General features: G+C 50.9%; 11 protein-coding genes. All 11 read right to left on the reverse strand.

Annotated elements, in window-relative coordinates; genetic code table 11:
- Window positions 1–80: 80 nt before the first annotated feature.
- Window positions 81–1,586, reverse strand: a complete 1,506-nt coding sequence (melA, locus tag AK95_RS29805; RefSeq protein WP_071223537.1) for an alpha-glucosidase/alpha-galactosidase — start codon at window positions 1,584–1,586, stop codon at window positions 81–83.
- 107 nt (window positions 1,587–1,693) lie between these two features.
- Complete coding sequence (locus AK95_RS29810; protein WP_071223538.1) at window positions 1,694–2,614, reverse strand: AraC family transcriptional regulator; 921 nt, start codon at window positions 2,612–2,614, stop codon at window positions 1,694–1,696.
- Between the two features lie 183 nt (window positions 2,615–2,797).
- Window positions 2,798–4,795, reverse strand: coding sequence for a methyl-accepting chemotaxis protein (locus AK95_RS29815; protein ID WP_071223539.1), 1,998 nt, complete (start codon window positions 4,793–4,795; stop codon window positions 2,798–2,800).
- 6 nt (window positions 4,796–4,801) lie between these two features.
- The gene (locus AK95_RS35195; RefSeq protein WP_256720554.1) at window positions 4,802–4,924 is read right to left on the reverse strand and encodes a hypothetical protein; all 123 of its coding nucleotides are present in this window, start codon (window positions 4,922–4,924) and stop codon (window positions 4,802–4,804) included.
- Window positions 4,925–5,141: 217 nt separating this feature from the next.
- Entirely contained in the window at window positions 5,142–5,807 is a 666-nt protein-coding gene (locus AK95_RS29820) for a response regulator transcription factor (protein ID WP_071223540.1), read from the reverse strand.
- Window positions 5,808–5,861: 54 nt separating this feature from the next.
- On the reverse strand, window positions 5,862–8,264 hold the full coding sequence (locus tag AK95_RS29825; protein WP_235613252.1) for a sensor histidine kinase: 2,403 nt from the start codon (window positions 8,262–8,264) through the stop codon (window positions 5,862–5,864).
- 291 nt (window positions 8,265–8,555) lie between these two features.
- Entirely contained in the window at window positions 8,556–9,356 is an 801-nt protein-coding gene (locus AK95_RS29830; protein WP_071223542.1) for an ABC transporter ATP-binding protein, read from the reverse strand.
- Window positions 9,343–10,353, reverse strand: a complete 1,011-nt coding sequence (locus tag AK95_RS29835) for an ABC transporter ATP-binding protein (protein ID WP_071223652.1) — start codon at window positions 10,351–10,353, stop codon at window positions 9,343–9,345. Before AK95_RS29835 ends, AK95_RS29830 begins: the two co-directional genes overlap by 14 nt.
- Window positions 10,354–10,361: 8 nt before the next feature.
- Window positions 10,362–11,198 carry an ABC transporter permease gene (locus tag AK95_RS29840; protein ID WP_071223543.1) on the reverse strand — a complete coding sequence of 279 codons (837 nt, stop codon included), beginning with the start codon at window positions 11,196–11,198 and terminating at the stop codon, window positions 10,362–10,364.
- A gap of 1 nt (window position 11,199) precedes the next feature.
- Window positions 11,200–12,210 (reverse strand): ABC transporter permease, encoded by a 1,011-nt coding sequence (locus AK95_RS29845; RefSeq protein WP_113056503.1) that lies wholly within the window; start codon window positions 12,208–12,210, stop codon window positions 11,200–11,202.
- A 103-nt stretch (window positions 12,211–12,313) separates the two neighbouring features.
- The gene (locus AK95_RS29850) at window positions 12,314–14,134 is read right to left on the reverse strand and encodes an ABC transporter substrate-binding protein (RefSeq protein WP_071223545.1); all 1,821 of its coding nucleotides are present in this window, start codon (window positions 14,132–14,134) and stop codon (window positions 12,314–12,316) included.
- Window positions 14,135–14,341 lie beyond the last annotated feature (207 nt).

Raw genomic sequence — 14,341 nt, forward strand, 5'->3', positions numbered from 1 at the left:
TCCTCGCCAAAGTGTTTGTATAATACGCATTCATGAAACCATAAGTATTTCTGTTGTTTGACACCTTCGTTAATGCGCAATCAGCTTAACGTTTTTTCGCGATCCTTCCCTTTGTCGGATTCACCTGCGTTTTTGTTCGCCTTCTCCCGGTCGAGCTGCATCTCCTCCACCGTCTTCACCTTGAGTCTCGCTGCTCCTTCATACGGACGGGTGGGTATCAGATTGTCAGATGTTAGCCGTGCCTTCGCTTCGGCGACCGAAGCCGCGTACTGAGGAAGCCAGGCTTCACCGGCGACCAGCATTTCATCGACCAGCTGCCAAATTTCCTTCGGATTACATACCGCACCGACCAGCGGATCCATCATAAATGCCTGACGAAGCAGCTTGTCATCTCCGTGAACCGCCGCTTCAACCGCTAGCCGTTGCACGGATATGCTTGCATTGCACACCGCAGCCGGCCCTAACGGCAAATTCCCTACATGCGGCATGGAAATGCCGTTGCGGTCCACGTAACCCGGCGCCTCAATGATTGCATCATCCGGCAGATTGGAGATAATGCCCTGATTCACCACATTAAAATGACCCCGGTATACCCGGCCGGTTTCCAAACCTTCAATAATGTAGGAGCCATGCTCCTCTCCTCGTTGCTCGGGCGTGTACTCCATAGCCGGATCTTTCATCCAGTTCGGGAAATCGGTCTCGAACCAGTTGCGTCCCTCGGTACAGACTCGCAAATATCCGCCCGTCTCTCCATTTATCCAGCTGCTGAGGTCGATCCACTCCGTAATTTCCTCCGGCCGTTTACGGTACCAAGGAACATATTCGCTTAGATGGCCGTTGGACTCGGTGCTGTAATACCCAAAACGTCGCAGCATATCGATGCGAACCTTCTCAGTCCTGCTGTACTCCGGATGCCGTTCGAACGCATCCAGCAGTCCAGCCGTCAAATCCTTGCCTTGATGTGAGGCTTGAATATACCAAGTCTGATGGTTGATTCCGGCACAGACAATATCGACCTCATGTTTCTTTAGACCGTACACCTCGGCGATTTGGTGATGCCCATGCTGCACGCCGTGACATAAACCAACCGTCCGCACGCCGCCATACTGATTGCATGCCCATGTCAGCATAGCCATCGGGTTCGAATAGTTCAGCAGCAGTGCATCAGGCGCGCTCACCTCGCGAATATCCCGGCAAATGTTCAGCATCTCGGGGATTCCCCGCTGGCCATACATAATGCCGCCTGCACAGAGCGTGTCGCCTACGCACTGATCGATGCCGTATTTCAGCGGAATGTCCACATCCGTGCGAAACGCCTCCAATCCACCCACGCGAATGGTGCAGATAACATATTTGGCATCCTGCAGGGCTTGCCGTCGATCCGTGGTGGACTGAATCGCAATCGACAGCCCGTTCTCGATAATGTCCCGCTGACACAATTCCGTGACCATATCCAGGTTATACTGGCTGATGTCGGTGAAAGCGACCTCGATATCCCTAAACTCCGGTACAGTCAACAAGTCACGCAGAATTCCCCGGGTAAAGCCGATGCTTCCCGCTCCGATAAAAGCAACCTTAAATGACATTCTATCCACTCCCTAGCTGCAAATTAGATTGTAGTTATTGTAGCAATCAAGTGGTAGAAAGCGTTATCAAAATTATGACCTCTTGAACTCCTCCGAGTCAAAAATCCTCACTTCTTATCTGCTCCGGCTTCCTGATCACCGTATTTCCAGGCATTGCGGTCCTTCCGCAGCCGAAATTCCACCGGCGTGGTTTCCGTATACTTCTTGAACAACATATGAAAATACTGCCTGCTGCCAACACCCACATAATCCGATATTTCATGGATGGGGATATCCGTCTGCTCCAGCAGCATTTTGGCCTTTTCCATTCGAATCATGGTGAGATACTCGGTTATGGTTCTGCCCGTCCCTCTGCGGAATACTCGATGCAAGTAGCCGGGATGCAGATTCACCTCAGCGGCAACGTCTTTCACCTGAATATTACGGTCATAGTTCTGATGCAAGAAATCGACGCTTCGTTTAATGTAGAACTCGCTCTGCTGCACTTCGCTGCGTTCCCTTTCATCATACAGCCGGGCGATGCATACAAGCAGCTGAATAAACAGCATATGCGTCATCATTCTGCCCTCAGTCCCTCTTTGATCAAGTTCAAGGACGAGGCTCTTTAACACCGGATATACCTCCTCTTGATCCACTAACACCAAGTAGGGAAACGGCCGATTCAGCAGAAAAGACACCTCCTGCTCCTCACCGGCAATCTGCCTAAGAGAAAGCGTCCTTCCTTCAGTTTCCATAAATCCGAATTCCACATTCAGCATTCGGCAGGAGACCGCCTGCTCAACGATTAACCGATGCGGGACATCGGCATCCAGTACCATAAACTCCCCTTTTTTCAGCGTGAGACTCTTTTCCGTATCGCCTACCTTCACGTCAATCCGGCATACTCCTGAGATCATATACATAATTTCGGTTGAATCATGCTGATGGTAAGGCATTGCATAATCCATCCACTGCTTATAGTAATAGGCGTAAAAACGCGGGACGTAATCCCCCTCTTCTAACATCTGCTGAAATAAGCTGCCATTCACACGTTTTCCTCCTTTGTCCAAGCAGTACGGAGTTCCAATTCATAACAAAAACATCTATCAACGTCCTTACAAAAAACAGACCGCGGTTAGAAGTAGTTTTTCTTGCGATAGCAGGCCGCCAATGCTTTACATGAAAAAAAGCCTGGCCCTTAGGCCAAGCTTATCATCAATATGCCAGTGGTGCTACGAGATTTTGAAGGCCGATACGGTATGGTTCAGCTCTTCGGCAAGCTCGGCAAGCGATTGTGCCGTTGCCGCCGATTCCTCGCTTGTAGCCGCCGTTTCCTCCGTCGACGAAGATATCGTTTCAATGGCGGTTGCCACCTCGGCAGCCTGGGCTGCCTGCTCCTCGCTGGCGGCTGCAATATCCATCACTTTGCCCGCCGATTCATTCACCATGCTTGTAATGTAGGCAAAGGCTTCCCCGGCTTTTTCCGTGTGGATGACACCTTGATTCACCGCCTCCACGCTATCGGCCGTATTCTTTTGCATGCCCTTGATGATATCGGCAATCTGCTTCGTGGCCCCTCCACTGCGTTCGGCCAACTTACGCACTTCATCCGCCACCACGGCGAAGCCTCTTCCTTGATCACCGGCCCGAGCAGCCTCGATCGTCGCATTAAGGGCAAGCAGGTTGGTCTGCTTGGCGATATCGTCGATGACCTCGATGATCTCACCGATCCGCTGGGAGTCCGCTTCGAGTTTGGCAACCTGCTCCCGTACCCGGTTCATGCCTTCCACCGACTGCTGGACGATGCCGCTGCCTTCCGTTGCAATGCCGGAGGTCTGATTTACAAGCTCGGATGCTGCCGAGGCGTCGCTTGCAACGGAATTGATGGCATTCGACCATTCATGGAACAATTCACTGACGGTCTGCACGGATTCAGCCTGACTGCTGCTCCCAACGGCCAGTTCCTCGGCACCAGCTGACAGCTGCTGTGAAGCGGCGGCTACCGATGATGCGTTCATGTTTACTCTGCCGATCATCTCCCGCATGCTCTCCAGCAGCTGCGCGAACACTCGGGACAATGTGCCGATTTCATCTGTCCTGCGAAGATAAGCCGCAGGAACCTCCTGCGTGAAGTCTCCCTTCGACATGAACTCGCCGATGGAAACGGAAACACCCAGTGGCTTCACGATGGACCTTGTTAACAGGACTACGACAGCTGCCATAGCTACTAAGGTGACCACGCCTGCCGCTATGATGGAGATGATCAGTGCATCCGACTTGGCCGTAATCTCATCCATCGGGATAATGATAGCGGCAGACCATGGCGTTTCGGTCAATCCGGTCTTAATCGGCGTATACAGCTTGTACAGCTCGGCATCTTCCTCGGTATAAACGTCCCCTTCCCGAATCGCATCCAGTATAAGAGGAACCGTCTTGCCAGGATATGCCTTCTCAAGCGTCTGCCCCATCAATCCGTCCTCCGGGGACGTTACGATCACGCCCGTATTCGAATAGATATGAGCATAACCCGTATCGAACAATCGGAATTGTTCCATTATGCTTTGCAAATGTGCCAGGGAAATATCGACGCCAACCACGCCGACGGTCTTTCCGTTATCGATAATTGGAACAACGAGCGATGTCATCATGACATCTTCGTTACCTACTTTGAAGACGTACGGATCCATAATGATTTCCTTGCCGCTGTTCTTCGCCAGGAGATAGAAGTCACCTTCCCCTTCGTGCTCATAATCCTCGATGACGGAACGTTCCAGTCCGGATTCCGTTCTTGCCCAGTAGGACATCATTCGGCCCGTATGGTCACTGCCCTGTTTGTTTCTGTATTCGTTATCCTGGCCATCAAAGGCATCCGGCTCCCATAAAGTCCAAATCCCTTTCCACGACGGGTTGTCCTCCAGGTTTCTTCTTAATATTTCATTAACGGCTGCTCGATTCGTTGTGTCGCTCTCCTTCATTCCAACAAAGCTTACAGCCAATGTACGTGCGGAGTTCATGACATCGTCAAGCTCTGCTTGAACCAGAGCGCCGATCTTTTCACTCGTCGTCACCGCAAGCGTCTTGGCCGAATCCAGAGCCTCCTCCGTTGTAGTCATACTGATATAAGTCATCATGCTCGTTAAAAATATCGTGATTGCTCCCAAAATAATAAGCAGCATGCGACTCTGGAGTTTCATTGCAAACAGAGATTTCAAAGACTTCCATCGTTTCATTATGAGTCACCCTCGCTTCTTCCGGCTGTTAAATTCATTCCATTCTTCTTCAAGCTGCGCCAAAACCTCCTCAATCTCTTCCGGTGACAAGAGGTCATCGACACCATATTCAAATAGGTCCTTTGTCATGCCGCAAGTAACCACCCTTCCTACTAACAGACTATATCCATCCAGTAACATAAGCATATACACTTACATACCTTTCGTAACCGAAATTCTCTTGCGTGAGCACGCAAGAATTTTGCGGGCTACCCTGCGATTGTTGTCGAATGGTAGCGAATTTACCTAAAATCGTATCGAAGGGTGTATTGCTTCATGATCTGAATCGAAAAAAAGAGTAAGCCTGTCAGCTTATCTGGACAAAATCCGAATCCGAGAGGATCCCCATTTGCTTTGCCTTCAGTGCAGCTTCTATACGTGACTTCACATTCAACTTTTGAAAGAGATTGGTTAAGCAGTACTCGAGTGAACGCTGGCTCATGATCACCGTCCCCGCAATCTCCTTGTTGCTCTTTCCGCGAGCGATTTCCTTGAGAATACTATATTCTTTATCGGTTATAGACTGGGCTGCCGGCGCGCCTGCTGTTCGTTCCGGGCCATTTGCGGTATCGCGGCGGAGCTGCTTCACGAGTGTCATCGGCAGAACGACCTCTCCTCGCAGCGCACACCGAACAGCCGTTACCAGCTGCTCTTTGCCCGACGTTTTCGAGACAAAACCTGCCAGTCCGGCCTCCATAATCAAATTAAAATGATTGCTGACTTCAAAGCCCGTATAAATCAGCATTACCGCGTCCGGAGCAATCCGGAGGATCTGCTTGGCCAAATCAATTCCGTTCATGCCCGGCATATGCATATCAATCAGCATCACGTCAAAATGCAGCGTGCTCACCAACTCCAGTGCCCGCTCCGGCGTATTGGCAATCTTCACGAACATATCCTTTTCCTGCTCAAGCAGCACCTTGGTTCCCTCCATCACCGAGGGATGGTCATCCACCAATAAAATTTCGATCATCGTCACTCATGACTCCTTCAGTCTGGTATCTTGCTTGCTTCACTGATGGCGAATTTATCTTGCCGTAATGGATATATAGACAGCCAACCCGCCGCTATCCGACGAGTCGAACTGGATTTTGCCGTTCATGCTTCTGACTCGCTCTTTCATGCCGCCAATCCCCATGCTGTTGAATTGGTCCGATTGCTGACTGGGGTCGATCCCAATCCCGTTGTCTTCATAACTCAGGTTGACTTCATCCGACTGGGTGGACAAACGGAGCCTTACCTCCGTCGCGTTGGAATGCTTCGTTGCATTGGCCAGCAGCTCCTGGACAATCCTGTACAATCCGATCAAATGGTCGTCACTGATATCATCATCGAAGTTTGAGCAGTCGAATTGTATGGAGTAATTGGTTCGGAGCTGGGTAAATTCAAACAATGCCTCAAGCGAACGTTCCAGCCCCTCCTCCTTCAGCAGCGGGGGACGAAGCTCGTTGCACGTAATTCGAATCTGATAAATGACATCCAGAAGGCCCTGCTCAATCTCCTCCAGCTGCGGGCGCAGATCCTCCGGCAGCTCATGATCCGAAGTAATCTGATTCAATTTCCTGTACCATATAATCTGTTCCTGAAGCGCGGCATCGTGAAGGTCCTGGGACAATCGCTTCCGCTCATTTTCGGATAAATGAAGCATGAGTCGCAGCAGCCATAGGGGCATGATCTGCTGGGATGAACCCAGCTTCTCCAGTTCCCTCGTCAAATCCTCAATGACGCGGAAGTTATCGTACAGAACACTTGCATAACGCGTAATGGTCTCCAGCCATATTTTTTGGGCCTGAATCAGGAGCAAGGGAACGTCGCCGCCAATACAGACAATGCTGCTATCCCCGTTCATTTCTCCAATCTTGACAAAATATCCATCACACATCTCAAACAGTTTACAGAACGGAATATGCCCAGGGCCGCATGAATGGATCGCACGAATCACCCCTTGTGGCGGTTCTTTATGGCCCCCTTGGATTTTGATCTGCAGACTGTGGTGGTTTATCTGGATGAGGCTCACCCGATCCGTCCCCAGCACCTTCTTGATTTCCTGTACGATCCGGGCATTCAATTCACTGATCTTCACCATCCCGAAAAGATCGGAGGAGAATTGATCCAGGCTCATCTGCAGCCTGAAATACAGGTCCTCGCTCTCCCGGACAAGCCTTTCTGCCGCAATCCGCTCCCGTTCGGCCTGCTTCTGCTGCGTAACATCCCGAATAATGGTAAGCGCGGTATGATGTCCTATATATGGGATAGGTGTCGTTATGGCCTCAATATCAATGATCGTCCCATCCAGCCGGATTAGTTTGTTGCCGGCGAGCTCCGAGGTATTTCCGCTTGCGTACACATGTTCAACCTCAGACGTCACGAACTCGAGCTGGTCGGAAGGAATCACGTCCTGGAAGGAGGTGCCGTCCAATTGCGCGATGTCCGCAATTCCCAATAAGGATAAGCCCGCAGGATTCGCATAAATATAAGAAAAATCGGAATGCAGGAACATCGCAACCGGAGCGATATCCAGAATATGGCGGTTGATCCGGTCACTCTCCATAAGGGCCCTTTCCGCTGATTTACGGGCGGTTATATCCTCGAAAAAAACTTCAATCGTGTCCGATTCCGCATCATAAAGGGCCGTCGCCACGACATCGACCCGCTCTCCGTCAACCCGTCTTATGGATAGTTCTTCGGCAACAACTTCCCCTGTCCGAATCAGCTGCCTGAGCCGTTTGCGGGCCCACTCCTCATAGGGATCAAGCACCCAGTCCCAAGGATCGGTACCCAGGATGTTCTCAGGACCCGCCGCCCCAAGGATCCGAAGTCCGGCGGGATTCACGTACATGAGCTTGCGGTCCTTGCAGACTGCAATGGCAATCGGAGATAACTCCACCAGCCTGCGATACCGGTTCATGCTTTCCTTGAGCGCTTGTTCCATCTTCTTGCATTCTGTAATATCATACAGCGCCTCTTCCATGCGGAAGCGGGTGGTAATATCAACGGCAATGCCATCCGTGCGGATCATTTGACCGGCGTCATTCAACGTCGGAATCATCTTTACCTGAACCCAGCGAACATCACCATCCGCATGGATGATTCGGTATTCGGTATGAACGGCGTCGCCTTGTCGAAGTTTGTCAACCAAGGATCGGAACAGCGCCATATCCTCCGGATGGATCAGCGTTTCCCAGGAAAGGCCGCCTGCGAAATCATGATGTGAATAACCTGTGATTTTATGAAAAGCCAAAGAAGTATTTTGGATACTCCTTGTGGCGAAATCGTATGCCCAAATACCCACATCAAGCGTAAGCAGCATATCATCAAGCAAGCGGAATCTGCCTTCGGCCATGTCCAAGGCCTGGTGGCTTATCTTCCGCTGATATGCGACTTTGAACAAAAAAATCCAGAATGTCATGGTGAGGGCGACTAATACCAAGATGGTTGCCCCCAAGAAGTAAGTACACATAATGTTTGATGGTCTCCTTATGAAGCATACACGCAGTCTTGTCAGATGCCTTGCGGTATACCGAATGCGAGCTGCGGAATGATTCAAATGGCAGCCATATCATTTATCGGCAGATCCTTCACAAATGCGAAGATCAAGAATAGAGAAATTTTACACAGCGATTCGAAGTGTCATATCCGCGAAAATAAACGAAGCAAAATAAAGCCCGAAGCAGCGTTGCGCTTCGAGCTTTTCTCATGAGATTTCCATTGTCCACGCCGCTCATGCCAAATCCCACTCAGAGTGAATCTTGGGCACATCGGCAATCAACTGCTGGGTATAAGGATGCTGCGGATTCAAGATAACCTCTTCCGCCGGTCCCCGCTCCACGACTTTCCCTTGTTCCATAATATACAGCGTATCGCTTACATAATAAGCAAGCCCTACGTCATGGGTAATGAAAATAATCGTCATGTTGTTCTCATCTCGCAGCTTCAAGAGCATATCCAGTATCGTGGACCGCGAGCATGCATCGACCATGGAGGTCGGTTCATCCGCAATCAGCAGCTTCGGATGGAGCATGAAAATCCGGGCGATCATCAGGCGCTGCATTTGCCCGCCGGACAGTTCGAACGGGTATTTATTGTGCAGCTCCTCGAATTTCAGATTGACAAAGGAGCACGCTTCCTTCATTTTGCGGAATTGCTCCTCCTTCGTCAGTTTATCTCCCTGCAGCTTGATGCAATCGAGCAGCAGCTTCTCGACTTTATAGAAGAGATTGAACGAAGAGAACGGGTCCTGAAAGATCGCTTGGATATTTTTCCAATAGCGCTTGCGGTCTCTGTGCCGCTTCAGCTGCCTTGGCTTGCCCATATACTCTATCGTACCGCTGCTCTCCTTCAGCAGGCCCATGATCATTTTCGCCAGTGTCGTTTTGCCGCTTCCGCTCTCGCCGACAATCGATATGATTTCGCCTTCATGAAAGGTAAAGCTGACATCCTCCACGGCGGTGGTCTTCTGCTTCCCGTAACCGAACACCTTGGTGAGATACTCTCCCCGAATCAGGACATCATTCCTCTTCATTTGCATACCACTCCTTAAGCACACCCGGTTCCACGATGCAGCGATACATGCGATCCTCCACGGTCCGGCTCGTTATCTTTCCCTTACGGCAGGCGTCTTGCACATAGGAACAGCGATCTGCAAACCGGCAGCCCTCCGGTACGTTTTTCAGATTAGGCGGGGTACCCGGGATAGCGGCCAGCTTATGGCCTTTCATGCCTTCCTCCGGCACAATGATGGAACCCATCAGCTTTTTCGTATAAGGATGGATCGGGTCAAAAATCATTTGCTCTGCGGTTCCGCGCTCCACGATCTCCCCTGCATACATGACGATGATGTCATCCGTTACGTGATAAAGCAGCGGCAGCTCGTGGGTGATGAATACCAGAGACTGAATATAGCCCCGATCCAGCAGACTTTTCAGCAGCTTGATCACCGCTTTCTGCGAGGTTACGTCCAGCGCCGAGGTCGGTTCGTCCGCAATCAGCACTTTGGGGTTCAGAATGGTGGAAATAGCGATCACCGTCCGCTGCTTCATGCCGCCTGACAGCTCGTTCGGATAGGAGTTCAGCACCTTGGTTGACAAATTCAAGGTTTCGAACCGTTCCGCCGCCATATCCCACACCTGCTTCTTGTTCAGCTCAGGGCGATGCTCCTTCATAATATCCTCGACGAAATGAATGATTTTGAGCGTAGGATTCAGGGCATTCATAGCTGCTTGCGGGATATACGATATCTCTCTTCCCGACACCTGGGAACGGAGCTGTTCCTTGCCAAGCTTCATAATATCCGTGCCGCTTACGACAATCGAGCCGCTGCCATAATGCAGCGGTGGAAAATAGAAACCCATCAGGCTGAGCGCAAGGGTCGATTTGCCGCAGCCGGATTCACCGGCAATGCCAAGCGTCTTCCCCTTTTCGAGCGAGAAGCTCACCCCGTCTACGGCATAGACATGCTCCTTCAACCGGGTACGGTAATAGGTCTTCAATTCGTTCACTTCCAGTATATTTGTGCTCACAACACCCATCAGCTCCTAATCTTCGGATTGAATATCTCATCCATGCCGGTGTTCATCATGTACAAGGAGAAGGTGATGATGGCGATGGAGATCGCCGCCGGGATGAAGGCCCACCAAGCGCCGGCAACCGGTGCTTCAAATACGAGCGCCCAGTTCATGATGATGCCAAGGGAAATCGTGTTGTACGGTCCCAGCCCCAGCATCGAGATGGAAGCCTCGGACAGAATACCTGATGCCGTCTGCAGCACAAACGCCATGACAACATAGGAAGCGATGTACGGCAATATCTCCGAGATGATAATGCGCGGCGTGCTGTAGCCGGATATTTTCGCGATATTTACGTGATCCCGGTTTCGCAGCGAGGATGTCTGAGCACGTACGGCCCTGGCCGTCCAGGGCCAGCTGGTAATGCCAATGATAACCGCCGTAACAAACGAGCTGCGCGAATCGATGCTGACCGAGATCAGAATGAGGATGACAAAGGAAGGTATCACGATGAAAATGTTGGTGATGGCTGTCAGCAGATTATCAATCATGCCTCCGATATAACCTGAGGCTAAACCGATCACAAGACCAATCACAGTAGCAAATACGCCGGCAATCAGCCCAACCTGCAGGGAAGTCCGAATGCCATAGATCAATTCCAGGAATAAATCCCTGCCGAAGTTATCCGACCCCAGCAGCAGCTTCGAATCCGGCGGCTGGTACGCCAGGGCGATCATCTCCAGCGGATCGTTGCGGTTAAAGAGCGGGTAGATCAGCACCATCCCGATCATAGCCAGCAGCATGCAGGCTCCGAACATAAACTTTGGCGATTTGATCAATATGCGAAAGGAACTGTTCATATTATTGATCCTCCATCTGAGCGGCCTTGATTCTTGGATCGATCCAGCCGTAGATTAGGTCAATCGTAAAGTTGGCCAGCAGCACGGCCAGGGCGATCAAGAGGGTGCAGCCTGAGATTAACGGATAATCCAGCTGACGGATCGCCGTGAACATCCAGGTTCCGATTCCCGGATAACTGAATACGATTTCACAGATCAGCGAACCGCCCACCATCGTACCGATGGATAACGCCAATCCCGTGATCTGGGGCAGCATCGCATTTCGGAATACATACCTCGCAATCTTGGAGTCCCGTATCCCGAGAAGTTTGCTGTACAGAACATAATCCGAATTCAGCTCATAGATGGACATCTCCCGCATGCCAATGGCTTGGCCGCCAATCGTAACCAGCACGATCGATAGAAATGGAAGCGTATGATGCCGAAGTACGGAAGCGAAGAATTCAAAGCTGAGTGACGGCACCATCTGGTAATCGTAGCCCCCATGCAGCGGAAACCAGTTCAGGGACAGGGCGAATACATACAGCATAATAATGGCTAAGGTAAAAAAAGGAATGGAATTCACGAACAAGGCCACCGGGAATATCACTTTATCGAATACGCCCTTGCGGTAAGCCGCAACGGCGCCCAGCACGTTCCCGATCAGCCAGCCAACCAGAATGGCCGGAAGCTGAAGCCCGATCGTCCATGGAACCGCCGAGGCCAGAATCTCCGTTACCGGTTTCGGATATAGGCCGAATGAAGTGCCCAAATTGCCTGTCGCCAAATTTTTCAGATAGATGAAGAACTGCTCCCATAAAGGCTTGTCGATTCCAAACTCGACGAGAAACGTCTCATAGACCCGTTTGATCGTATCGCTGTCGGTCATCCCCTGCGTCATCTCAGACACAATCATGCTCACCGGATTCCCTTCAATCATCCGGGGCAGCAGGAAATTCAGCGTGACTGCAATCACCAGCGTCAGAAAGTACCAGAAGAACTTCTTGACGATATATTTTCCGTAAACGCTCAAGCAGCTCACCCCCATGGATCACACCTTGAAATTGGTGGAAAAGAGACCTATATCAGGGGTGCAAATCCGCCAATATAGGTCTTGGTTCAATGAGTTATATCCATCAGTTATGAATCTGATACAGCGATTTGATACCGGCTCCATCCATCGAAATTTGAGGCGGTATGTTGCTGCCGTCCCCTTCCGTCGGGAAGCCCTTCCATACGGATTCATTGACCGTATCGAATACCCAAGGACGATACATGAGCGGAATCGATGGGATATCCTTTAACCAGATTTGGGTCAATTCAGTGTAGAGCGCTTTCAATTCAGCTTCGTCCGTAATGGTTGGAATCTTCTCGATGATGGCATCGGCTTGATCGTTCTTATACCGGCCCCAGTTGTAGAATGCCATCTCGCCCATTGGCGCAACGCCCTTGGAGTACATGATGGTCATCGCGCGGTTCCACGGCTGGCTTGGGCTGACCCCGCCGGCAGGCGTGTTCATGATGATATCAAACTTGCCGGTCTGTAGATCATTGGTCCATACCGGTGCTTCCGGAAATTTGGTTCGAATCTCGATACCGATTGCCTTCGCATTCTGGGCCACAATCTCAAGCGCCGCATTCCAATCCGACCAGCCGTATGGACACTCGATTTCAAACGGGCCGAGACGGGTTCCGTTCAAGACGCGGATGCCGTCTTTCCCCTTCGCGGCGCCGATGGAATCGAGCAGCGCATTGGCCGCATCCACATCCGTTGTCCATTGGAGCGGTTTGATAGCCGCCTGGTCTACATATTTCGCTTCGGCCTCCGTATTCAGCGTCAACGACGGCTCCATTGGGGCCGAGTAGCCGCTGATGGCCAGCTCCGAAATTTTGCCGTAATCAATCGCCATAGCGATCGCTTTTCTGACATCCGAATTGTTGAGTCCTTCCTTCGTCATGTTGAAGAAGATCGATGGCATGGAGCCGGGCACATAATAGGGAGCCTCTTTGATATAGGTTTTAACCGGAGCCCCGCCCTCCCACATTTTCCATACCTGCGGAATAAACTGCTGCGATACGTCTACCTGACCGCTCTTGAATGCCAGGTCGCCCGCTGCATTGTCTTTATAGATGACATGGGTGATATATTTGGGAGCCGGCAGCTTGCCAAAGAGTGCCTGCCCCCAGTAGTTATCGTCCCGTACGATCGTGATCTTCTGATCATTGTAAAAATACATTTTGTAAGGCCCCGTTCCGATCGGGTCCTCGTTGACTTCTTTACGAATGGTGGCTAGGTCGTTATTGGCTTTCTTCTCGACCTCTTCCCATACATGTTTAGGCAGCATCGGCATGATCTCGATGCTGTCGAGCACCGTCAATTTGTTCGGATTGTCTTTATTCAGCTTGATGTTCACCGTTTGCGGCCCGTCTGCCGTTACGTCCTCGATGTAGGTCCAGAAGCTGCTCCAGTTAATGTCATATTTTTTGCCGAGATGGTAGGTATAAACGACATCATCGGAGGTGAATGGCTTGCCGTCACTCCATTTGGCATCCTTGTTCAATTCGATCTTCAGGGTCAGATCGTCGGTCCATTCATACTTGGTACCCAGCAGCGGCTCCAACTCGCCTGTCAGCTGATTGACCATGAACAAGGTTTCATAGACGAGTTCTCTGGAGTTTCCGTAGTTAATCGGAAACGCCGGGTTTCCGCTAAGCAGGTTAAAATTCGTAGGTGCCCCCCATTGCAAACCGTTCACGTATAGCGTTTCATTTCTCGGCGTCGCTTTCGCATCGCCCGACGGTGCCGGCTTATCACTGCCTCCGGGTGTGTTTACCTCTTCTTTGGGCGGCGGCGGATCTGATGCGGTTGGCGGCGTTACACTCTGGCATCCGGCAGCAAAAAAAGACGCGGCCAACAAAAGAATGAACATGGGTCTCAGAACGGTCTTCAGCTTCACTTGTGAACCCTCCATTCATGGAAATGTGTTCTCACTTAAGTGCTGAGTATCCGGGACAGACATATGTTGTCTGCAAGCGCTTTCTCGATGAATTTATATGTTCCTCCACTCCATCTGAGTACGAATAAATTTTGTTATTTTTATTCAAGCCTCAAGGATTTTTCCAATTGACGTCGAACTTGAATGGACAAGGTAATCTAGCGGACG

The organism is Paenibacillus sp. LC231 (genome assembly GCF_001860525.1).
In the GTDB taxonomy this organism is placed as follows: domain Bacteria; phylum Bacillota; class Bacilli; order Paenibacillales; family Paenibacillaceae; genus Paenibacillus_AQ.

Excerpts from the sequence above, each read along its gene's own strand:
- melA (WP_071223537.1), bottom strand. The coding sequence starts at position 1,586 with ATGTCATTTAAGGTTGCTTTTATCGGAGCGGGAAGCATCGGCTTTACC.
- AK95_RS29815 (WP_071223539.1), bottom strand. The coding sequence starts at position 4,795 with ATGAAACGATGGAAGTCTTTGAAATCTCTGTTTGCAATGAAACTCCAG.
- AK95_RS35195 (WP_256720554.1), bottom strand. The coding sequence starts at position 4,924 with ATGACAAAGGACCTATTTGAATATGGTGTCGATGACCTCTTGTCACCG.
- AK95_RS29820 (WP_071223540.1), bottom strand. The coding sequence starts at position 5,807 with ATGATCGAAATTTTATTGGTGGATGACCATCCCTCGGTGATGGAGGGA.
- AK95_RS29830 (WP_071223542.1), bottom strand. The coding sequence starts at position 9,356 with ATGAAGAGGAATGATGTCCTGATTCGGGGAGAGTATCTCACCAAGGTG.
- AK95_RS29840 (WP_071223543.1), bottom strand. The coding sequence starts at position 11,198 with ATGAACAGTTCCTTTCGCATATTGATCAAATCGCCAAAGTTTATGTTC.